The organism is Paraburkholderia sp. BR10936, assembly GCF_040965735.1.
In the GTDB taxonomy this organism is placed as follows: domain Bacteria; phylum Pseudomonadota; class Gammaproteobacteria; order Burkholderiales; family Burkholderiaceae; genus Paraburkholderia; species Paraburkholderia nodosa_A.
In genome coordinates, this window is record NZ_JBFRCM010000019.1 from 35176 (window position 1) to 56959 (window position 21784).

A 21784-nucleotide genomic window follows, 5' to 3' on the forward strand; every position below is an offset into this window, starting at 1 on the left:
TTGCCACAAGGAACCGCAATGTCCACGATCAACTCTACGATTAACTACGGCGAAAAGATCCCGAACAACGTCAATCTCGCCGACGACCGCGCACTGCAGCGCGCGCTCGAACAGTGGCAGCCGAACTTTCTCTCGTGGTGGGGCGACATGGGCCCCGACGGCTCGCACGGCTACGACGTCTACCTGCGCACGGCGGTGAGCGTCGACGCGGGCGGCTGGGCGCACTTCGACCATGTGAAGATGCCTGACTATCGCTGGGGCATCTTCCTCACGCCGGGCGATGCGGACCGCAAGATCCATTTCGGCGCGCACAAGGGCGAGGCGGCGTGGCAGGACGTGCCGGGCGAGCACCGCGCGAACCTGCGCCGCATCATCGTCACGCAAGGCGACACGGAGCCCGCCTCCGTCGAGCAACAGCGCCATCTCGGCCGCACCGCGCCTTCCATGTACGACCTGCGCAACCTGTTCCAGGTGAACGTGGAGGAAGGCCGGCACCTGTGGGCGATGGTGTATCTGCTGCATCGCTACTTCGGCCGCGACGGTCGTGAGGAAGCCGAAGCATTGCTGGGGCGCCGCTCGGGCGACGACGACAACCCGCGCATTCTCGGCGCATTCAACGAGAAAACGCCCGACTGGCTGGCGTTCTTCATGTTCACGTACTTCACCGACCGCGACGGCAAGTTCCAGCTTTCGGCGCTGTCCGAATCCGGCTTCGATCCGCTCGCGCGTACGACGAAATTCATGCTGACCGAAGAGGCGCATCACATGTTCGTCGGCGAATCGGGCATCTCGCGCGTCGTGCAACGCACCGCGCAGGTCATGAACGAACTGAAGACCGACGACGTGAACCGCTTGCGCGCCGCGGGCGTGATCGACCTCGAAACGATCCAGCGTTACCTGAACTTCCACTACTCGGTGACGATCGACCTGTTCGGCGCCGATCACTCGTCGAATGCCGCGACCTTCTATAGCTCGGGCCTGAAGGGTCGCTACGAAGAGACCAAACGCGACGACGACCATCAGCTCGAAGGCCAGCAATACCGTTTGCTCGACGTGCAGGACGGCAAGCTCGTGGAGCGCGAGGTGCCGATGCTCAACGCCATGAACGAAGTGCTGCGCGACGACTACATCAAGGACTCGATTGCAGGCGTGAACCGCTGGAACAAGGTGCTGGAAAAAGCTGGCATCGGTGCTCGTCTCACCGTGCCGCACAAGGCCTTCAACCGCCAGATCGGCACGTTCGCGGGCGTGCGCGTGTCGCCGGACGGCCGCGTGATCGGCGAGACCGAATGGGCCGCGAACGAAGCGAAATGGCTGCCCACGGCGGAAGACCGCGCCTATGTGGCCTCGCTCATGGGCCGCGTGATCGAGCCGGGCAAGTTCGCCAACTGGATCGCGCCGCCGGCCATGGGCATCAACCGGCAGCCCGTCGATTTCGAATACGTGCGCTTTAACTGAGGGGAGCGGCGGCGCGCAGCCACGTGTTCGCGCGCCGCGGTGGGAGACAATCATGAACGGTCCGCTACCCGTGGAAATTATCAGGCAACACCTGATCGATCCTGAAATCTGCATACGCTGCAATACGTGCGAGGAAACGTGCCCTGTTGACGCGATCACGCACGACGGCACCAACTATGTGGTGAAGGCCGATGTCTGCAACGCCTGCATGGCGTGCGTGCCGCCGTGCCCGACCGGCGCGATCGACAACTGGCGCAACATGCTCAAGGCCGAGGCGTACACCATCGACGAGCAGTACACGTGGGACGAACTGCCCGCGCACAATGCATCGGTGGGCGCGCCGGTCGAAACGCAGGAATCGAGCGGTGTGGCCGGCGAGGCGCAAGCGGCGCCGAATGCCGCCGATGCGCCCGTGGGCGGCTCCGACATGCTGCGTGGCTCGACCGTGCCGCCGTGGTCGGCGGCGCGCCCCTATGTCCAGCTCTACACGCACAAGGCGCCGACCACGGCGACCGTGGTCGGCAACTATCGCCTCACCGACGACGCCACCGAAAGCGATATCCATCACATCGTGCTCGACTTCGGCGCCGTGCCGTTCCCGGTGCTGGAAGGCCAGTCCATCGGCATACTGCCGCCGGGCGCGACCCTGGAAGGCCGAGCCCATCACGCGCGCCAGTACTCGATTGCGAGCCCACGCGACGGCGAGCGCCCTGGCTACAACAACGTTTCGCTCACGGTGAAGCGTGTGACGCGCGATCACAGCGGCAACGCAACCGATGGCGTGTGCTCGAACTATCTCTGCGATCTGAAGAAGGGCGACGTGGTGACCGTGATCGGGCCGTTCGGCAATACCTTCCTGATGCCGAACCATCCGAACTCGCATCTGCTGATGATCTGCACGGGCACCGGCTCCGCGCCCATGCGCGCGATGACCGAATATCGCCGCCGCCGCAGGCTCAAGGGCGCGACCGGCAAGCTCATGCTTTTTTTCGGCGCACGCACGCAGCAGGAATTGCCTTACTTCGGACCGCTGATGAACCTGCCGAAGGATTTCATCGACACGAACCTCGCCTTCTCTCGTACGCCGGGCCAGCCGCGGCGCTATGTGCAGGACGTCATGCGCGAGCGCGCCGTGGACGTCGCGCAACTGCTCAAGGACGGCAACACACATGTCTATGTTTGCGGATTGAAGGGCATGGAAGATGGCGTGCTGCAGGCGCTCCAGGAAATCGCCGAAAAACACGGCATGGGCTGGGAGGCATTGTGGGATCGTCTCAAGCGGGAAGGGCGGCTGCATCTCGAGACGTATTGAAACGTCCGCTGCAATGAAGCGAGGCCTGATTCGAAACACATGAGAGGCCCCCGATAGTTTAAGCACGATCGTGCGAAAAGCGTTACGATGGCGCATCGCTCAGGCGTGGACAGTTGCGAACCGACGCGCGCCGCAGATGGAGACTGCCTCGATGAACCTCGTTGCCGAAATGCCCGCCGGCCTGACCGGCGTCGAACAATTGCAGCACTTGCTGCACGGGAGCCGTGGCCCGGCCATCGGCGAAACGCTCGGCTTCAGGCTGGTCGAAGTCGAGGAGGGCCGCGTCGTGTTCGAGGGCACGCCCGGGCTGCACGTGTACAACCCCATCGGCACGGTGCACGGCGGTTATGCGGCCACGCTGCTCGATTCCGCGTGCGGGTGCGCGGCGCATTCGCGGCTCAACGCGAGTCAGGGCTACACCACGCTAGAGCTAAAGGTCGCGTACCACCGCCCCATGACTGCCGACACCGGCACCGTGCGCGCGGAAGGGCGCGTGCTCAGCATCGGCCGCCGCGCGGCCTTCACGGAGGCCAGCATCACGGATGCACAGGGCAAGCTTTACGCGTCCGCCACCTCCACCTTGCTCGTGTTCGACCGCTGACTCAACGAGACCGGAGCGAACTAGATCGCCGCGCGCGCCTTGTCCTCGATGAGCCGCACGAGCGTTTGCAGCATCCGGTTCGCAGGCGTGGGCACGCCCAGCGCCGTGCCGCGCTGCACGACATAGCCGTTGAGGTGATCGATCTCGCTGAGCTTGCCGCGCGCGAGATCCTGCGCCGTGGACGAGTATTGGCCCGGCATGGTCTGCGCGATGCGCGTCACGGCGCTGTCCATGTCCGGCGGCAGCGTCACGCCGTCTGCCTGCGCGACGGCCATGCATTCACCGACGATGTCGCGCATCGTCTCGCTCACGCCCGCACCCTTCACGAGACGTCCATAAGGCAATTGCGTGATCGCCGAAAGCGCGTTGTACGCGCAGTTCACGATCAGCTTCGCCCAGAGCGCACCGCGTACATTAGGTGAGATTTCCGTGGGCACGCCTGCGTCGATGAGCGTGCGCGCAACGGCGTCGCTCGCGCGCGAAGGCTCGATTACCAGCTCGCCGCGGCCGTGATGGCGCACGTGGCCGGGCCCCGCCATCTCCGTGGCGACGTAGACCACGGCGGCCGCCACGTCCTGCGGGATCACCGTGCGCAGGCGCTCGGCATTATCGGCGCCGTTCTGCAGCGTGAGCACGAGCGTGCCGGCGCCCAGATGCGGTTTGATCGCGGCGCCTGCGCTTTCGGTATCGGTCGACTTCACGCAGAACAGCACGAGGTCCGCGCCCGCGACGGCGGCGGCTTCGGTGCTGGCGGTGAGATGCGGCGCGCCGATGCGCTCGTCGAACTGCTGCGCTTCGAGGCGCAGCCCGTCGCGCGTAATGGCCTCGACATGCTGGGGCCGGCCGATCAAGACCACATCGTGTCCCGCGCGAGCGAGCATGCCGCCGTAAAAGCAGCCTACTGCGCCTGCGCCCATGACGGCGACTTTCATTTGCGTCTCTCCTGTGTGGCGTGCGTGCTTCGTTGCCTGAAATGTTCCGCGGCGTGCCGGTGCGTTCAGCGCAGCTCGAAGCCGAGCGCGTTGAGCGCGTCACGCAGGCGGTCGCGGCCGTGCAGCGATTCGCGGCTGCGCCAGCGCGCGAGCGAGCGCACGGTCCAGCCCGCCGCGCTCAATCCCTGGGCGGTCTGGAAGCCGCCCATGACTTCGTCGTACTGTGCAATCGCGGCCGCTTGCGACGGCGCGTCGTATTGCTCGCGATGGAGCACGACCTCCTGCGGCAAGCGCGGCTTCACATCCGCAGGGCGCGTTTCGTCGGGATAGCCCACGCACATGCCGAATACCGGGAGCACGCGCGGCGGCAGACCCAGTTCCGCGGCAACCTGCTCAGGCTGATTGCGGATGCCGCCGATATATACGGCGCTCATGCCGAGCGATTCGAGCGCGACCACGGCGTTTTGCGCGGCGAGCGCCGCGTCGATCATGCCGACGACCAGCGTCTCCATGTAGTGCAGACCTTCGACGCTCGCCCCGCTGCGCGCGCCGGCCGCTTCGAGACGCGAGAGGTCCGCGAGCCACACGAGAAAGAGCGGTGCTGCGCGAACGTGCGACTGGCCGCCCGCCAAGTCGGCGAGGCGCGCACGGCGTTCGGGGTTTTCGATGGCAACCACGCTCCACGTTTGCAGGTTCGACGAAGTCGATGCCGATTGCGCCGCGGCGATCAGCGTTTCGAGCGTGCCGTCGGGCAACGGACGGTCCGCGTAGTTGCGCACCGAGCGGTGCGCGAGCAGGGTGTCGAGCGTATCGTTCCAGGCCGGCAGCGGCGCGGACCACGGCGTGCCATAGCGCGCTTCGAGGGCGCGTACGGCATCGGCGAAATCGGCAGCGGGTCGTGCGGGCGTGGTGACGGTGGACATCGGGTTTCTTCTCCGGCAACTGACAGTGGATTCTTGGCGCTGAAATTCGGGGCACCAGGCGCCGTATGGTACATGGCCCGCGCGATCCGCGCAGGCGTTCATCGGCGCGGGCCCACGGACCCACGGGCGCGCCAGCAGAGTTCGTGCGTGACCGGTATCATCAGAGGCTGCGCATGCGTTCGAAAGCGACCTGCTTCGTGCGGCGGCGCCATCTTCCACTTTCCCCTGTCTTCGGCAGCCCTGTCTGCCCCTTCTTCCGAGGCCTTCCCATGTCCGTTGATTCCCCGAATGCGTCGCCGGTCTGGTTCGTGACCGGCTGTTCGACCGGCTTTGGCCGCGAGCTCGCCCGCGCCGTGCTCGCGCGCGGCTGGCGTTGCGTGGCAACCGCGCGCAACAAGGCGTCGCTCGACGATCTCGCGCCCGAGGCCGGCGATCGCCTGCTGCCCGTCTCGCTCGATGTGACCGACGCGGCGCAAATCGACGCCGCCGTCGCGGCCGCGCAAAAGCAGTTCGGCGCGATCGACGTGCTCGTCAACAGCGCGGGCTACGGCTATCAGAGTTCGATCGAGGAGGGCGAGGAACGAGAGATCCGCGCACAGTTCGATGCCAACGCATTCGGCCTGTTCGCGCTCACGCGCGCGGCGCTGCCTGGCATGCGTGCACGCCGCAAGGGCCACGTCATCAACATTACGTCGGTGGCGGGGCTCGCGGGCTTTCCGGGTTCTGGCTACTATGCTGCCTCGAAACACGCCGTGGAGGGATTCTCCGATTCGCTGCTGTCCGAAGTTGCCCCGCTCGGCATCAAGGTGACCTGCGTGGAGCCGGGGCCGTTTCGCACGGACTGGGCAGGCCGCTCGCTCGTGCAAACGGCGAGCCGTATCGACGACTACGCCGAAACGGCGGGCGCGCGTATGCAGCGCACGGCGCAAGGCAGCGGGCATCAGCCGGGCGATCCGGTGCGCGCGGCGCAGGCGATGATCCGCATCACGGAAACCGAAAAGCCGCCGCGGCATCTCGTGCTGGGCGCATTCGGCGTGGATGCAGTGGCGAATCGCTTGCGCGCGGCGCTGGCCGATATCGAGGCATGGCGCGAGGTGAGCCTCGGCACGGACTATCCGGCGGGGAGTTGAGCCGGCGGCTCACGCCGTTGCGATCAGCAATGTGCCCGTTGCCACGAGCGCGCCGCGCCAGAGCCAGTCGAAGTTGATCCAGCCTCGCCGCAGCACGCCGAGACCGAGATACTCGTAGGCGAGCAGCGCGATGACGGCCGTGGTGGCGAGCGTCGTGGCGGTATGCAGCGCGGTGAACGCGAACGACAGCGCAAGCGGGTTCGCAAGGCCCGCTGCGCCGGCCGCTCCACCGCACAGCGGCAGCATGGCGGGCATCAGCATGAGCCCCGCGCCGTGCAACGTGGCCATCAACGCAGACCACGCCGCGAGCCCGGCAAAGCCCACGGTCATCCCCACGCGCACGCGGTGCCGATGCCCGTACGCGTACTGCCACGCGGCCCACGCGATCAGCAGCGCGCCCAGGCACGCGTGCAGCGCCGCGCCGGGCAGATGCGCGCCGAGCGCCGCGGTGGAACTCGTGAACAGCAGAATGGACGCGGCGTGACCGAGCGCGATGGGCGGCAAGGCGAGCAGCAGCGCCGTGCGGCTCCCGCGCTGAAGCCCGAGCGCGGTCGCGAAGAGCCAGCCCATCGCCGGATTCACGCCGTGAAAGACGCCGCTGCCCACCACGGCTGCCCAGGCGCCCCAGTGCGCGCCGAAGACTTCCTCCATATCGTGCTCCGCGCTTATGGGTAGCAGTACGAATCGGATGAGCAGTCGCCGCCTTCGAGCCGGATCTGGTGCGGCCGGTGCGACTTCGGCCATTCGACGAAGAAGCGCTCGTCGAATTCGAGGCCGCCTTCGGGCGCGGCGTCCAGCTTCACCATCCAGCCGTCGATGCCTTCGGGATAGAACTGCGCGTCGATCGCGCCATAAAGCGAGTTGCTGAAATAGACGCGCCGGCCGTCGCGGCTCACTTCGACCATTTGCGGGCCGCCGTTCAGCGCGCGCTCGGGCGCAAACGGATGCGCCGCGCGCGCGGCGATGCCGCCGATACGCACGCAACCCGTCAGGCGCGCATTCTCAGGGTCCGACACATCGTATTGGCGCAAATCGCCCGTTCCCCAGCACGCCGCGTAGAGGAAGCGGTCGTCGAGCGAGAGCGCGATATCGGTGACGAGCGGCGGCACCGCTGCAAATCCCTTGAGCAAGGGCGGCAGATGCTCGGGATCGGCCGGCTCGGCCGGAATTTCGATGATCTTGCGTGCGGCCCACTGGTCGCCGTCGAGATACCACTGCCAGATCGAGGCCGAGAGGTCCTTCAGGCTGATCACGGAGTTCACGAAACCGTAGGGGCGCGTGGGATTGTGCGCGGGGCGCAACTCGAACACGAGCTGGTTTTCCGCGCCGAAGTCGAGCACCTGCTTGTGCTGGCGCGTATGCAGATCCCAGAAGTGCAGGCGATGGCCATACTGGCCGCCAAGCAGGACCTCGGGCACGAGGCCGTTTTCGAAAGTCGCGGGCAGTCCCCACTCGCTCGTCACGAGCGTGTCGTAGCCGAGGTGCCACCAGCCGTCGTAGGCGAGCTGCTGCGGGCCGCGGTCGATCTCCCACTGGCCGAGAATATCGAAGCTCTCGTGGTCCATCAGGAAGACGCCGCCGGGCGCCTCGCCTTGCGCGTTCGCAAGCGACGTCACATAAATGCCATCCGGCCCGCAATGCACGGTGTGCGGGCGCGTGTAGCCCGCGCGCTGCGCGACGCTCTCGGGCTCGTGCACGCGCGCGATATGCGGGCGGCGCGCGTCAGGCTTGGTGTCGACAATATGAATGCGCGACGAGCGCAGACCGGGCACGATGAGATAGCGGCGCTCGGTATGCGCGTGGGGGGCGTTGGGGCACAGGCACGAACTGCAGGCATTCCAGCCGAAATGGTGGAGCTCGTCGCCGACGTTGGGCATTGCCAGCCGATGCACGATGCGCCCGAAATCCGGCGAGCGGGGGTCCAGATCGACCACGTCGAGCGAATCGGGCACGCTGCGCGTGGGGTCGAAGCTGGCGACGTATGCCAGTGTCTCCGCTGGGGCTTCGCCTGCCATGCGCGCAGACGGGTAGAAGGTCGGGTCCGGTTGCCACGTCGCCATTGCTGCCCCCTCGTCGAAGATTCGGAAGAGCCCCTATCATGCATCAGAGTGGCACAGTGCGTTGCATACGTGTTCCATATTCCATCCGGATAGAAGCTTATGCATTGGAGCAGTGAAAACCGATTAGGTGCGCTGCGGGAATAGTAAATTCGCTTTTGCAGCATTTATTCGCGACGCCAACGTTCCTAGACTTCTACTCAACGGATGCAGACAAGCCGCTGCGCCGATTTCAAGTTACTGGAGGTTAGTCATGAGAACGCTCATCAAGGCCGTTGCGATCGCTGCGGTGCTTGCAGTGCCGGCCATTTCATTTGCACAGTCGCAAGGCACCAATGGTCCTGTGACGCGTGCGCAGGTGCGTAGTGAGCTGAAGCAGCTCGAAGCCGCGGGTTATCGTCCCTCGGTGAACGACCTGTATTACCCCGCGGATCTGCAACAAGCCGAGGCGCGAGTGAACGCACAAAACGGTGGGGCCGTTGCGCAGGCAACCGGCTATGGCCCGGCCACTAGCGGCTCGTCGGAAAGCGGTGCACGTACCGACGGCGCGGTTAGCAGCTATTCGCCGCCGGTATATAACGCGCACTGAGTTTTAGGGCGGCAGGAAGCCGATTCATACCGCATGAAGATAATCAGCCCGCGACGGCACGAAAGCGCCGTCGCGGGCTGATTCATTTGCTGCCTGCTTACACGGCGCACATATCGGCCGCTTTTCGTTTTAGTCGCGCGGCGCCCCACGCTCGCCAATCCACTTGCGTGTCGACTCGAGGATCTCATTCGATAGCACGGGATCGTCGCACAGCCGCGCAAGCACGACCGCGCCCACCATCGCGGCCCAGCCGCCGATCGCCGCCTGGCGCGCCGCTGCGCCGCCGGCGCCGTTCATGCCCCCGCTCAGGCGCTCGATTTGACGCTCCAGACCGGCCGCCATGACGGCGCGCGCTTCCGGCGTTTGCCGCGCGGTCTCGGCTGCGAGCGCCGCGGTCGGGCAGCCGTCCGCCACGTTGTCGCGATGTTCGGCACTGAGGTAGCGCGCCGCATAGCGCACCAGATCGGGATCGCCGCCTTCGCCCTGGGCAAAGACGTGGGCGAGCGTTTGCGCGATCAACTCGTCCTTCGATTTGAAATAGCCATAGAAGCCGCCGTGCGTCAGACCGGCGGCGCTCATCACGTCCGCGACGGTGACCGCATCGTAGCCGTGCTCGCGAAAAAGGCGGCCGGCGGCTTGCAGGATCTGCTGGCGATTCATTTCTACCTGTTCGCGACTGACCCTCATTGTTCTCTCCGCTCTCCATCATTCGACGCTTGACATTATATATGATGGTCATCATGATTCTGTTTACATGATGCTCATCATGAAAACGGAATTCCCAAGGAGAAGTTTCGATGTCTGCTAAACCTGCTGTCTTGATCACTGGCGCGTCCACGGGTATCGGCGCCGTCTACGCCGACCGTTTCGCAAAGCGCGGTCATGACCTCGTGCTGGTGGCGCGCGATCGCGCCCGCATGGAAGACCTCGCTGCGCGCCTGCGCGAGCGCGATGGTGTGAACGTGGATGTCGTTCGCGCCGATCTGGCCTCGCACGCGGATCTTGCGCTGTTGGAGGCGCGGCTTGCCGATGACGCGCGCATCGGTGTGCTCATCAATAACGCGGGTGCGAGCCTGCCGGGCACGTTCGTCGAGCAGGGCCCGGACGCCGTGGCCGGCCTCATTGGTCTGAACGTCACGGCGGTTGCGCGCCTCGCCGCGGCAGTCGCGCCGCGTTTCGCGCGCGAAGGCAAGGGGGCGATCGTGAATGTCGGCTCCGTCATTGGCCTCGCACCCGAGTTTCGCTCGAGCGTGTACGGCGCAACGAAGGCGTTCGTGCTGTATTTCTCGCAGTCGTTGAATCTGGAACTCGGCGGCAAGGGCGTGTACGTGCAAGCCGTCGTGCCGGGCGCCACGCGCACCGAAATCTGGGAGCGCTCCGGCAAGGACGTGAATGCGCTGCCGGCCGTGATGGAAGTGGACGACCTCGTCGACGCGGCGCTCGTGGGCTTCGACCGGCGCGAGACGGTGACGATCCCGCCTCTGCCCGACGCGCAGCAGTGGGACGACTACGAAGCGGCGCGATCCGCAATGTTCGCGAACTTCGGGCAGTCGCAGCCGGCGGCGCGGTATCGCGAAGCCATGTAGTCCGATGTATTGCGGGCGGCCAGCGGCCGCCCGCGTTGCATGGCGAGCCGCGAGGCGCGGCCGCCGTCACAGCGCACCTTCGCTCCCACTCTCACCGGCTCGCGTCCGCAAGCCCGGCCAGCCTCTTCCCCGCAGTCCTCGCTTCGCCTTAACCCGTTCGCAAAATCAGCGGTTTCCGATATCGCGAGTGCCCGATTCGCGCAATGTTGCGCGCGAGGCTCCCGCGTGAGCGCGTGGCCGGCCATTCCCGGCGCGCCGGCGCGCGGCGCCCTGTACCATTCACCGCACGCCGCCCGGCAATGGCCACGCGGCGCGCGCGCAAACGAGGACCGGTCGATGCAACGAATAACACGAACAACTGGCGGGTGGTGGACGTTGGCGCTTGCCCTGGTGCTGGGCTTATGCATGGCGTGGGCGTGGCGCGCCTACGCCGCGCGCGCGGTGAGCGTATCGCCGCAGGGCACCGTGGCGCAGGTGCGCCAGGTGGTGGTGAAGTTCGATGAGGCCATGGTGGCGTTCGGCGCGCCCGATGCAAAGGACCCCGCGCGCCTGCAATGCAGCAATGCGGCGGCCAGCGCGGGCCAGGGTCGGTGGATCGACGGGAAAACGTGGGCTTATGATTTCGCGGCCGATCTGCCGCCCGACGTGCAATGCAGCGTCACGCTAGTCGACGCGCTCAAATCGCAGGCGGGCAACGTCGTGACGGGCGTGCGCCGCTTCACGTTCTCCACGGGCGGCCCCTTCCCGCTGAGCGTGCGTCCCTATGGCGGCGAAATAGAGGAAAACCAGGCATTCGTGCTGAAGCTCAATGGCCCCGCCACGCCGGCTTCCGTGCGCGAACACGTGTGGTGCGAGTCGGGCGGACTCGGCAACCGCATTCCGGTGCAGCCTGTCGATGCGTTCACGCGCGCGGCGCTGCTCAAGCATTTCCGGCTCGAAAAGGACAGCGCGAGCGTGCTCACGCTCACGTGCCAGCAAACGCTGCCCTCCAGCGCGAAGATGCAGCTCGTGTACGGCAAGGGCGTGCTCGGACCGAACGGCACGCCCAACGACGTCGAGCGCCGCTTCGATTTCACGGTGCGCGAGCCGTTCACCGCGAGCATGAGTTGCGAGCGCGAGAATGCGAAGGCGCCATGCACGCCGCTGCGGCCTCTGCGCATCGACCTGAGCGCGCCGATTGCGCGCGCCGACGCGCAGAAGTTCCGTCTGCAAGGCCCGAAGGGGGAAGTCGCGCCGGCTTTCCGCCCCGATGACAAGAACAACGAGGTCAGCTCAATTTCGTTCTCCGCGCCTTTGCCCGAGCGCGCGACGCTTACGATCACCGCACCCGCCGGGCTTAAGGACGTAAGCGGCCGTGCGCTCGCGAACGCCGATCTTTTCCCGCTGCATACGGCGACCGCGCCAATGCCGCCGCTCGCGAAATTCCCGTCCTCGACCTTCGGCATCATCGAGCGCTACGCGGAGCCCGGCACGCCGCCGCTGGTGCCGGTCACGCTGCGCAACGTAGAAGCCGACCTGCACGTGCAGGGGCTCAACGCGGGCGAGGCGAAGTTCGCGAAGCTCGCGGTGCAGTCCGATACCGACATGCGTCGCTGGATGCGCCTCGTCGACCAGTTCGACAATTTCGGCATGAGCGAGACGTCGATCGACAAGCAGATGCCGGGGCTGCTCGCGCGCGCGAAGTCGCCCGTGGTGATTCCGCGCACGACGGGGGAGGGTGACGACGACGCGAAGGAGCGCATCATCGACGTGCGCTCGCTCTCACTGCTCGATGGCCAGCCAGGCGTAGAGACGCTCACGCTGCCCAAAGCCGATCCCAAGGCGTTGCGGCCGTTCGAAGTGGTGGGCATTCCCGTGCCGAAGCCGGGCTTCTACGTGATCGAACTCGCTTCGCCTTCGCTCGGCGCCTCCTTGCTCGGCAAGCCGGCGCCCATGTACGTGCGCACGACCGTGCTCGTCACCAATCTGGGCGTGCACTTCAAGCAAGGCCGCGAGAATAGCGTGGTGTGGGTCACATCGCTCGACAAGGGCGAACCGGTAGCAGGCGCCGAGGTACACGTATCGGATTGCAACGGCGAGATGCTCGCCACGGGAAAGACGGATTCCCATGGACTCCTGACGATAGACGGACCGCTCTCGAATCGTCGCGACTGCGGCGAAAACAGCTTTAGCGGACTGTTCGTTTCGGCGCGCATCGACGACCCGAAAACGGGCCCCGACATGGCCTTCGTGCAATCGGACTGGAATCGCGGCATCGAGTCGTGGCGCTTCAACGTGCCGACCGACACGAGCGTGCAGCCCACGGTGCGCGCGCATACCGTGTTTGACCGCACGCTGCTGCGCGCGGGAGAGACGGTGTCGATGAAACACTACATCCGCGCGCAGACGATGCATGGTTTCGCGCTCCCGCAGCAGTACCCCACACGCGTGACGATACGTCATGCCGGCAGCGGGCAGACATGGCATCTGCCACTGAAGTGGGCCGCCGACCATACGGCGGACTCGACCTTCGTGTTGCCGCCCGAAGCGAAGCTCGGCGAATATGACGTCTCGCTCGACGACGGGGACGCGAACGCGAGCACGGCAGGCGACGGCAACGACGAAGCCGACAACAGCGCGGACGCCATGCATATGAGCTACGACAGCGGCAGCTTCCGCGTGGAAGCCTTCCGCTTGCCGGTGCTCAAGGGCACGATCGCCGTGCAGAACGAGAAGACGTCGCCGCTCGTCGCCGCAACGCAGGCGAGCGTGGCGGTGCAGATCGATTATGTGTCGGGCGGCGCGGCTTCGAATCTGCCTGTGCAGGTTTCGGCGCTCGTGAAGGACACCACGCCCTCGTTCGCCAGCACGTACAGCGATTTCAGTTTCGCACCGTATGTGAGCCGGGGCCCGGCCGATAACGCGTCAGAAGACGAGGACAGCGGCCCGCGCGAGGACAACGAGGTCGCGAAGCTCGTGGCCGACAGGGAGCCGCTCACGCTCGACCGCAACGGTGCGGGCACGCTCGTGCTGAAGAACCTGCCGGCCGTGGACGCGCCCAAGCGCCTCGCGCTCGAAGCGACCTTCGCGGACCCGAGCGGCGAGGTGCAGACCATCAGCGGCGCGGCCACGCTCTGGCCCGCTGCCGTGGTGGCGGGCATCAAGTCGGGGCATTGGGTCTCCGTGGGCAGGACCGTGCCGGTCACCGCACTCGCGCTCGATCTACAGGGCAAGCCGCACGCGGGCATGAAGCTCGAAGTGCGCGGCGTGGCGAAGATCACGACGACTTCGCGCAAGCGCATGGTGGGCGGTTTCTACGCCTACGACAACCACACGGAAACACGCGATCTCGGCACGCTGTGCAGCGGCACGAGCGACGATCACGGCTTGCTCACGTGCGACGCGAAGCTCAAGGAAGCGGGCAATATCCAGCTCGTAGCGACGGCGCGCGACGGCGACGGCCATGCCTCGACGGCCACGACCTCGTTATGGGTCACGCGCGAGGACGAGCTCTGGTTCGGCAGCGAGAACACGGACCGCATCGACGTGTTGCCCGAAAAGACGAGCTACGAACCCGGCGAGACCGCGCGGTTCCAGGTGCGCATGCCATTCCGCTTTGCGACGGCGCTCGTGGCCGTGGAACGCGAGGGCATCATCGAAACGCACGTGGTGCAACTCGACGGGCGCGATCCGACCGTCGAACTGAAGGTGAGCGACACGTGGGGGCCCAACGTCTACGTTTCGGTGCTCGCGCTGCGCGGGCGTATTCACGAAGTGCCATGGTATTCGTTCTTCACCTGGGGGTGGAGAGCGCCGCTCGAATGGGCCCGTGCGTTCTGGTACGAAGGGCGCCAGTACGAGGCGCCCACGCCGCTCGTCGATCTTTCGAAGCCGGCTTTCCGCTACGGGCTCGCGCAAATCCGCGTGGGCGACGCGGCGCACCGCCTCGCGGTGAGCGTGACGCCCGACGCGAAACGCTACGCGGTACGCGCGACGTCGCACGTCCAGTTGCGCGTGCAGCTTCCGGGCGGCCAGCCGGTGCCGGCGGGCACGCAGATCGCCGTGGCAGCCGTGGACGAAGCGCTGCTCGAACTCATGCCCAACCGCAGCTGGGATCTGCTCGACGCCATGCTGCAGCAACGCGCCTACGGCGTGGAGACGGCGACGGCGCAAATGGAGATCGTTGGGCGGCGGCACTTCGGGCGCAAGGCGGTGCCGGCGGGCGGCGGCGGCGGGCATGGCGCGACGCGCGAACTCTTTGACACGCTGCTCTACTGGAACCCGCGCGTTACGCTCGATGCGAAGGGCGAGGCGCAAGTGAGTGTGCCGCTGAACGACTCGATCACGCGTTTTCGCATCGTCGCGATTGCGGCGAGCGGGGTGGCGCGTTTCGGCACGGGCAGCGCGACCATCGAGAGCACGCAGGACCTGCAGCTGATCTCGGGCCTGCCGCCACAGGTGCGCGAGGGCGACACCTTCCGTGCGCAGTTCACGCTGCGCAATACGACCGCGCGCGCGATGAAAGTGCTGGTCGCGCCGAACGTGCCGCCGCTCGCGCTGGCCGCGCAGACCGTGGAGCTCGCGCCCAATTCGTCGCGTGAGATTGCGTGGACGGTTGCGGTTCCCGACGATCTCGCCGAGGCGGAGCGGCCCGCGCTCGTGTGGAACGTGAGTGCGGCGGAGCAGGGCGGCGCGCATGCGGCGGATGCGGTGAAGCTCGCCCAGCAGGTGAGCGCGGCGATACCCGTGACGGTGCAGCAGGCCATGCTCGCGCAGGTGGACGGTACGCTGTCGATTCCGGTTGCGCCGCCGGCTAACGCGAGCATGACGCGTGCAGGCGCGGTGCGTGGCGGCATTGCGGTGTCGCTGCAGCCGAAGCTCGCGGACGGCCTGCCCGGCGTGCGCCGCTGGTTCACGCGCTATCCGTATTCCTGCCTCGAGCAGCAGACGTCGATAGCGATCGGCTTGCGCGACCCCGCGCGCTGGCAGGCGGAGCTTGCGCGCCTGCCGGTGTATCTGGACCGTGACGGCCTCGCGAACTACTTCCCGCCCGCCGCCGACAGCGCGAGCCGCGGCAGTACTGCGCTCACCGCATATCTGCTCACGATAAGCGACGAGGCGTCGAAGCTCGACCCGCGCTTCGCGCTTCCCGACGCCCTGCGCAGCAAGATGGTGGAGGGCCTCACGCGCTTCGTGGAAGGCCGCATCGAGCGCAATTCGTGGGCGCCGCGCCGCGATCTGGATCTGCGCAAGCTCGCCGCCATCGATGCGCTGTCGCGCTACGGCGCGGCGAACGCGCGCCAGTTCGGCTCGATCGAGATTGCGCCGAACCAGTGGCCCACTTCGGCGGTGATCGACTATGCGGAAAGTCTCGCGCGCATGCGCGACGTGCCGGACCGCGCGGAGAAACTGGCGCAGCTCGAGCAGATCCTGCGCGCGCGGCTCACGTGGCAAGGCACGCAGCTGACCTTCTCCACGGCCGCCGAAGACGATTTGTGGTGGCTGATGACGGGCACGGAGGTCAACGCGGCGCGCCTCGCGCTGGCCTTTGTCGGCAACCCCGCGTGGAAGGAGGAAATGCCGCGGCTCGTGGCGGGCCTGCTCGCGCTGCAACGCAACGGCGCATGGAGCACGACGACGGCGAACGCATATGGCTCGCTCGCGGTCGAGCGCTTCTCGCGCGTGTTCGAGCACGACCCGGTGACGGGCGCGACGAAGATCCAGCTCGGCGATACGTCGCGCATCGTCGACTGGAACGCGGCGGCTCAATCGGCGGCTCAATCGGCGGCGCAAGCGGCATCGGGCGCCAGCGGGGCCACGGCGGCGACGCGCAACGCGCCCGTGCGCAGCACGCTGCTAGCATGGCCAAAGCAGAACGCGGCGGTGCCCCTCACGTTGACGCATGAAGGAAGCGGGAAGCCATGGGCCACGGTGGAGAGCCTCGCGGCGGTCGCGTTGCGTGCGCCGTTCGCGGCAGGCTATCGCATCACGAAGACCATCACGCCGGTGGATGCCACGGTGAAGGGCGTGTACACGCGCGGCGACGTCGTACGCGTGCGCCTCGACATCGACGCACAAACCGACATGACGTGGGTCGTCGTGAACGACCCTATCCCCGCGGGCGCGACGATCCTCGGCTCCGGGCTCGGGCGCGATTCGGCCGTGGCGACGCAGGGCGAGAAGCAGGACGAGAACGGTCCGTGGCCCGCGTTCATCGAGCGCGGCTTCGACGGTTATCGTGCGTACTATGAGTTTCTGCCCAAGGGCAAGGTGTCGGTGGAGTACACGGTGCGGCTGAACAACGTCGGCACCTTCGGGTTGCCGCCCACGCGCGTGGAGGCGCTCTACGCGCCGGCCACGTTCGGCGTCGCGCCAAATGCGCCGGTGGTCGTGAAGGCGGCGCCGTGAGCGGGCCATTCGCGCTACGGCATCGCGCGGCGTGCGCACTCGGCGCCGCCGCGCTGTGCTTCGTGCTCGTGCCGCTGCCCGCGCTTGCACTGCCGACTTTCGATGATGTGCGCGGCCAGTGGAAAAGCTCCGACTGGGTTCTGCTGGCGCGCGACGGCACGCCGTTGCAGCGCACGCGGGTGGAACACGCCGCGAGGCGCGGCGACTGGGTCGCGCTCGCCGACGTGTCGCCGGCGCTGCGCGAGGCGATTGTCGTTTCGGAGGACAAACGATTCTATGAGCACAGCGGCGTGGACTGGCGCGGCGCGACTGCCGCCGCCTGGGCGAACCTGTGGAGTACGCGCACGCGTGGGGCATCTACGGTCACGATGCAGCTCACGGGACTGCTCGACGACGACCCGAAGCACTCGGGCCAGCGCTCGCTCGCGCAAAAGGCCGTGCAAGCCGTGGACGCGCTGCGGCTCGAACGCACCTGGCGCAAGGACCAGATTCTCGAGGCGTATTTGAACCTCGTGCCGTTTCGCGGCGAGACCGTGGGGCTTGCCGCGCTTTCGCAAACGCTGTTCGGCAAGGCGCCGTCGGGGCTCGACGAACGCGAATCGGCCGTCGCCGCCGCGCTGATCCGCGCGCCCAATGCGCCTTATACGAGGGTCGCCACGCGAGCGTGCCGCATCTTGCGCGACATGCGCGCAGCGAACGTCGAGAGCGGTTGCCCGAATCTCGATGCTTTCGTGCAGATCGCCTTCGCGCGCCCGGCCATCGCCGCCGACGATCCCTCGTTCGACGGGCGCAGCGAAAACTCGCCCCAGCTTGCGCCACACTTCGCGCGCCAGATCGCGAACGCCGTGCATCCCGCGCCCGGCATGCGCGTGCGCTCGACGCTCGACGCGAACCTGCAACGCTACGCGCGCGACACGCTTACGCGCACCCTCATCGAACTCAATGCGCGCGCGCATCCGCGCAACGTGCAGGACGGCGCGGTCGTCGTGCTCGATAACGCAACGGGCGACGTGCTCGCGTGGGTCGGGTCGTCAGGCGGCCTTTCGAAGGCGCGCGAGGTCGACGCAGCGCTCGCGCTGCGCCAGGCGGGCTCGACGCTCAAGCCTTTTCTCTACGCCGAGGCCATCGACGAGCGCCGCGTGACGACCGCCTCGCTGCTCGACGACGCCCCGCTCGATCTCGCCGCGGGCGGCGGCCTCTACATGCCGCAGAACTACGACAAGGGCTTCAAGGGCTGGGTGAGCGTGCGCACCGCGCTCGGCTCGTCGCTGAACGTGCCGGCCGTGCGTACGCTCGTGATGGTGACGCCGCATAGATTCGCGAAGACGCTCACGGCGCTCGGCTTGCCGCTCACGCAGGCGGGCGACTACTACGGCTTCAGTCTCGCGCTGGGCAGCGCCGACGTGAGCCTCGTCACCCTCACGAACGCGTATCGCGCGCTGGCCAATGGCGGCGTCGTGAGCCCGATCGCCGATTTGCCCGCGTCTGCGCAGGCCGCATCGAATAGCGCGTCGAAGCGGGTATTCAGCCGCGAGTCGGCGTTCATCGTCACGGACGTCCTCGCTGACAACAATGCGCGCACGCGTACCTTCGATTTCGACAGTCCGCTGGATACGCGCATGTTTTCCGCGGTCAAGACGGGCACGAGCAAGGACATGCGCGACAACTGGACCGTGGGCTTCACGTCGCGCTATACGGTGGGCGTGTGGGTCGGCAACGCGGATGGCTCGCCCATGTGGGACGTGTCGGGCGTCACGGGCGCGGCGCCGGTGTGGGCCGCCATCGTCGGCTATCTGCATCGGCGCGTGCCGAGTGTCGCGCCTGCCGCGCCGCGGGGTGTCGAGCGCGTGCGCGTGCAGTTCGCCAATGCCGTGGAGCCATCCCGCAACGAGTGGTTCATCGCGGGCACGTCCACGCCGCTCGTGGGCCTCGCATCGAATGCCGCCGATCTCGCGCGTGGGCCCGCGCAAATCGGCAGCCCCGTGGACGGCACCATTTTCGCGCTCGATCCCGACATCCCCGCGCAGCGTCAGCGCGTCTGGTTCGAGCGTGCGACGGGCTCGACCGCGCGCGTGAACTGGCGCCTGGACGGCAAGGCGTTGGGTGGCGCCGCGCGCCTCGCGTGGCTGCCCTGGCCGGGCAAACACACGCTCGAACTCGTCGATGCGAGCGGACAGGTGACCAATACCGTGCGCTTCGAGGTACGCGGCGCGCTTGCGAAGCCGCAGAAGTCGATGCGCGCCGACGCCGCGCAAGGCGGCGTGGCGCGCTGAGGGAGAGGCGAGCTTAGTTCGCGGGCGCAGTCGCGGCGGTTGCCGCCGGTGCTGCTGAAGCCGGTTGCGTGCCTTGCGCCCCCTGCTGCTGCAGCGATTGCTGATTGCCCTCCCAGCCGCCGCCGAGCGCGAGGAACAACCGCACCTGGTCGAGCGCGACTTCGCCTTCGGCCGCGGCGACCTGTGCGTGCACACTGGTGAGCGTGCGCGTGGCGTCGAGGTCGGAGAGGAAGGGTTCGCGGCCCGCCGCATAGAGACGATGCGTTTCGTCCGCCGACTGCTGCGCCGACGTATAGGCCGTGCGCAGTGCATCGGCGCGCTGGTCGTCGGCGGCGTAGGTCGCGAGGCTCGACTGCGTTTCGCGCAGCGCGTTGAGCACCACGCCGTCGAAGTGCGCGAGCGCGCCGCCCGTGGCAGCCTCCGCGGCGCGCACGCGGTCGCGCTGGCCGTTGACCGGGAAGGTCCAGCTGATCAGGGGTCCGAATGACCAGGCATTGGTCGCAGGGGTGAACAGATCGCTCGTCAGGCCGACTGTGCCCACGCCCGCGCCGAACGTGACGTCGGGGTACATCTCGGCGATCGCCACACCGATGCGCGCCGTCGATGCCGCGAGCTGGCGCTCCGCCTCGCGCACGTCGGGGCGGCGCTTGAGGAGCGCGGCGCCGTCGCCGACGGGAATCGGCTGCTTGAGCCTCGGCAGGCGTTTGCACGCGAGCGCGGCGGGCGGCAGGTCCTTGGGGGCGCGCGCGAGCAGCATGGCGAGCTGATACTGGGCCACGCGGCGGCGTCCCTCAAAGCGCGGGATATCGGCGGCGATCGTATTGGCCTGGGTCTGCCCGCGCGTCACGTCGGGTTGGTTGCCGCGGCCCGCGTCGCGCAGGCGCTTGGTGAGCGCCACGCGCTCGTTCTGCAGCTTGAGCGATTCCTGCGCGATCTCCAGTTCCTCGGCGGCCGAGCACGATTCCACGTAAGCCTGCGCCACGTTGGCGACCACGGTGATGCGCGCAAGGTCGGCCGCGGCTTCCACGGCTGCGTCGTCGGCGCGCGCGGCTTCCACGCCGCGCCGGAGCTTGCCGAACAGGTCGAACTCGTACGAGATGTTGACGCCGAGGTCGCCCAGCGTCGCGACAGGCACCTTTTCGAACAGGAGGTACTGCTCGCCCGACACCTGCGCGCGCTCGGCGGTGGCGTGCGCGGTGCCCGAGAAGCCGCCCTGTGCATTGGCGATGTCGACCGCCGCACGCGAGCGCGCGAGATTCGCCGCCGCCACGCGCAGGTCGGTGTTCGACTTCAGCGCCTCCTGCACGAGTTCGTTGAGCGTGGGGTCGTCGTAAAGCTGCCACCAGTTGGCGGGCACGCCCAGTTGCGAGACGGGCGCATGGTCCGCGCCGTCGATCGGCCCTTGCGCGAGCGGCGCATTGACCACGGCTTCCTGCGGCACGTGATAGTTGGGACCGAGCGTGATGCACGCGCCCAGCGCGAGCGTGAGCGGCGCGAGCGCGAGGTTGGGCCAGACGTTGGGCGACAAGCGGCGGCGCCAGAGACTACGGCGTGTCATTGCGAAGCTCCGGCAGCCGGGGAAGCGGCGGGGGCGCTCGCATCCATGGCGGGCTGCGAAGCGACGGCGCCGCTTGCGTTGTTCGCGTGGGCGGCCTGGCGGTCGTTGTTCGCTTCCGTGCGCACGGCCACGGTTGCCGTTCGCCCCGCGATCATGCGGAAATCGGCGGGCACTTCGTCGAGCGCCACGCGCACCGGAATGCGCTGCGCGAGACGTACCCAGCTGAACGCCGGATTCACGTTGGGCAGCAGGTTCGGCGCCGCCTGGCGGTCGCGGTCCTCGATCGCCGCGACGATGCTCTGCACATGACCCCGCAGCGGGCGCGTCTCGCCCATCACCGTGATCTCCACGGGTTGGCCGATCTGAATGCCGTGCAGGCGCGTTTCCTCGAAATAGCCATCCACGCGGAACGAATGCATGTCCACGACGGCGACGACCGCGCGGCCTGCCGTGACGTATTCGCCAGCCCGCGGCGCGCGGTCGTTCAAATAGCCGTCCACGGGGCTCACGATCGTCGTGCGCTGAAGATTGAGCCTGGCGGTGTCGACCTGGACCTGGGCGTCGGCGGCCGCGGCTTCGCCCTGATCGACGCGCGTGCGGCTTTCCTCCAGCGTTTCCGCCGCCACGAGATTGCCGAGCCCGATATTGCGCGCGTATTCGCGCTTCGCCTGGGCGAGCGTGGCCTTGCGCTGCTCGAGCGTGGCCTGCGCGAGGCGCAGCGCGAGCGAGTAGCGCGCCTGGTCGATCACGAACAGCACCTGGCCTTGCTTGACCTGCTGGTTGTCGACGACGTCGACGCGGGTGATGAGTCCGCCCACGTCGGGCGCGACCTGGATCACGTCGGCGCGCACGCGGCCGTCGCGCGTCCACGGCGAGAACATGTAGTAGTTGACGATGCGCCACAGCACGAGGGCGGCGACCACGACGACGATGAGCGTCAGCAGGATCTGTCCTGCGGAGAACCAGGTTTTTTTCACG

General features: G+C 67.3%; 15 protein-coding genes. 8 read left to right on the forward strand and 7 right to left on the reverse strand.

The window, feature by feature from the left end; all coding sequences use genetic code 11:
* Positions 1-18 precede the first annotated feature (18 nt).
* From boxB to AB4Y36_RS31700, 3 genes are all read left to right on the forward strand, one after another.
* A complete protein-coding gene (boxB, locus tag AB4Y36_RS31690; RefSeq protein ID WP_368685103.1) occupies positions 19-1458 on the forward strand; it encodes a benzoyl-CoA 2,3-epoxidase subunit BoxB in 1440 nt (479 codons plus the stop codon).
* A gap of 52 nt (positions 1459-1510) precedes the next feature.
* Complete coding sequence (gene boxA / locus AB4Y36_RS31695) at positions 1511-2770, forward strand: benzoyl-CoA 2,3-epoxidase subunit BoxA (protein ID WP_368685104.1); 1260 nt, start codon at positions 1511-1513, stop codon at positions 2768-2770.
* A 151-nt stretch (positions 2771-2921) separates the two neighbouring features.
* Positions 2922-3371: a PaaI family thioesterase gene (locus AB4Y36_RS31700; RefSeq protein ID WP_069266079.1), complete on the forward strand. Its 450-nt coding sequence runs from the start codon at positions 2922-2924 to the stop codon at positions 3369-3371.
* A gap of 20 nt (positions 3372-3391) precedes the next feature.
* Here AB4Y36_RS31700 and AB4Y36_RS31705 read toward each other — a convergent pair whose 3' ends face one another.
* Together AB4Y36_RS31705 and AB4Y36_RS31710 are read right to left on the reverse strand one after the other, a co-directional pair.
* A complete protein-coding gene (locus AB4Y36_RS31705) occupies positions 3392-4303 on the reverse strand; it encodes a ketopantoate reductase family protein (RefSeq protein WP_368685105.1) in 912 nt (303 codons plus the stop codon).
* A gap of 65 nt (positions 4304-4368) precedes the next feature.
* Positions 4369-5226: an NADPH-dependent oxidoreductase gene (locus tag AB4Y36_RS31710; protein WP_368603481.1), complete on the reverse strand. Its 858-nt coding sequence runs from the start codon at positions 5224-5226 to the stop codon at positions 4369-4371.
* A 269-nt stretch (positions 5227-5495) separates the two neighbouring features.
* Between AB4Y36_RS31710 and AB4Y36_RS31715 the strand changes: the two genes are divergently transcribed.
* A complete protein-coding gene (locus AB4Y36_RS31715; RefSeq protein WP_368685106.1) occupies positions 5496-6356 on the forward strand; it encodes an oxidoreductase in 861 nt (286 codons plus the stop codon).
* A gap of 9 nt (positions 6357-6365) precedes the next feature.
* On the opposite strand, the gene AB4Y36_RS31720 is transcribed toward AB4Y36_RS31715, so the two are convergent.
* Positions 6366-7007 carry a hypothetical protein gene (locus tag AB4Y36_RS31720; RefSeq protein WP_069266075.1) on the reverse strand — a complete coding sequence of 214 codons (642 nt, stop codon included), beginning with the start codon at positions 7005-7007 and terminating at the stop codon, positions 6366-6368.
* 14 nt (positions 7008-7021) lie between these two features.
* Positions 7022-8416, reverse strand: a complete 1395-nt coding sequence (locus tag AB4Y36_RS31725; protein ID WP_368685107.1) for a selenium-binding family protein — start codon at positions 8414-8416, stop codon at positions 7022-7024.
* A gap of 250 nt (positions 8417-8666) precedes the next feature.
* Between AB4Y36_RS31725 and AB4Y36_RS31730 the strand changes: the two genes are divergently transcribed.
* Entirely contained in the window at positions 8667-9002 is a 336-nt protein-coding gene (locus tag AB4Y36_RS31730) for a DUF4148 domain-containing protein (protein ID WP_368685108.1), read from the forward strand.
* A gap of 129 nt (positions 9003-9131) precedes the next feature.
* Here AB4Y36_RS31730 and AB4Y36_RS31735 read toward each other — a convergent pair whose 3' ends face one another.
* Positions 9132-9689 carry a TetR/AcrR family transcriptional regulator gene (locus tag AB4Y36_RS31735; protein WP_368685109.1) on the reverse strand — a complete coding sequence of 186 codons (558 nt, stop codon included), beginning with the start codon at positions 9687-9689 and terminating at the stop codon, positions 9132-9134.
* A 110-nt stretch (positions 9690-9799) separates the two neighbouring features.
* Between AB4Y36_RS31735 and AB4Y36_RS31740 the strand changes: the two genes are divergently transcribed.
* From AB4Y36_RS31740 to pbpC, 3 genes are all read left to right on the forward strand, one after another.
* On the forward strand, positions 9800-10588 hold the full coding sequence (locus AB4Y36_RS31740; RefSeq protein ID WP_069266071.1) for an SDR family oxidoreductase: 789 nt from the start codon (positions 9800-9802) through the stop codon (positions 10586-10588).
* A 336-nt stretch (positions 10589-10924) separates the two neighbouring features.
* Entirely contained in the window at positions 10925-16975 is a 6051-nt protein-coding gene (locus AB4Y36_RS31745; RefSeq protein WP_368685110.1) for an alpha-2-macroglobulin, read from the forward strand.
* A gap of 53 nt (positions 16976-17028) precedes the next feature.
* Positions 17029-19248, forward strand: a complete 2220-nt coding sequence (pbpC, locus tag AB4Y36_RS31750) for a penicillin-binding protein 1C (protein ID WP_368685153.1) — start codon at positions 17029-17031, stop codon at positions 19246-19248.
* Positions 19249-19261: 13 nt separating this feature from the next.
* On the opposite strand, the gene AB4Y36_RS31755 is transcribed toward pbpC, so the two are convergent.
* Complete coding sequence (locus AB4Y36_RS31755; protein WP_368685111.1) at positions 19262-20806, reverse strand: efflux transporter outer membrane subunit; 1545 nt, start codon at positions 20804-20806, stop codon at positions 19262-19264.
* Complete coding sequence (locus tag AB4Y36_RS31760) at positions 20803-21783, reverse strand: efflux RND transporter periplasmic adaptor subunit (RefSeq protein ID WP_368685154.1); 981 nt, start codon at positions 21781-21783, stop codon at positions 20803-20805. The genes AB4Y36_RS31755 and AB4Y36_RS31760 overlap by 4 nt, the downstream gene beginning before the upstream one ends.
* Position 21784 lies beyond the last annotated feature (1 nt).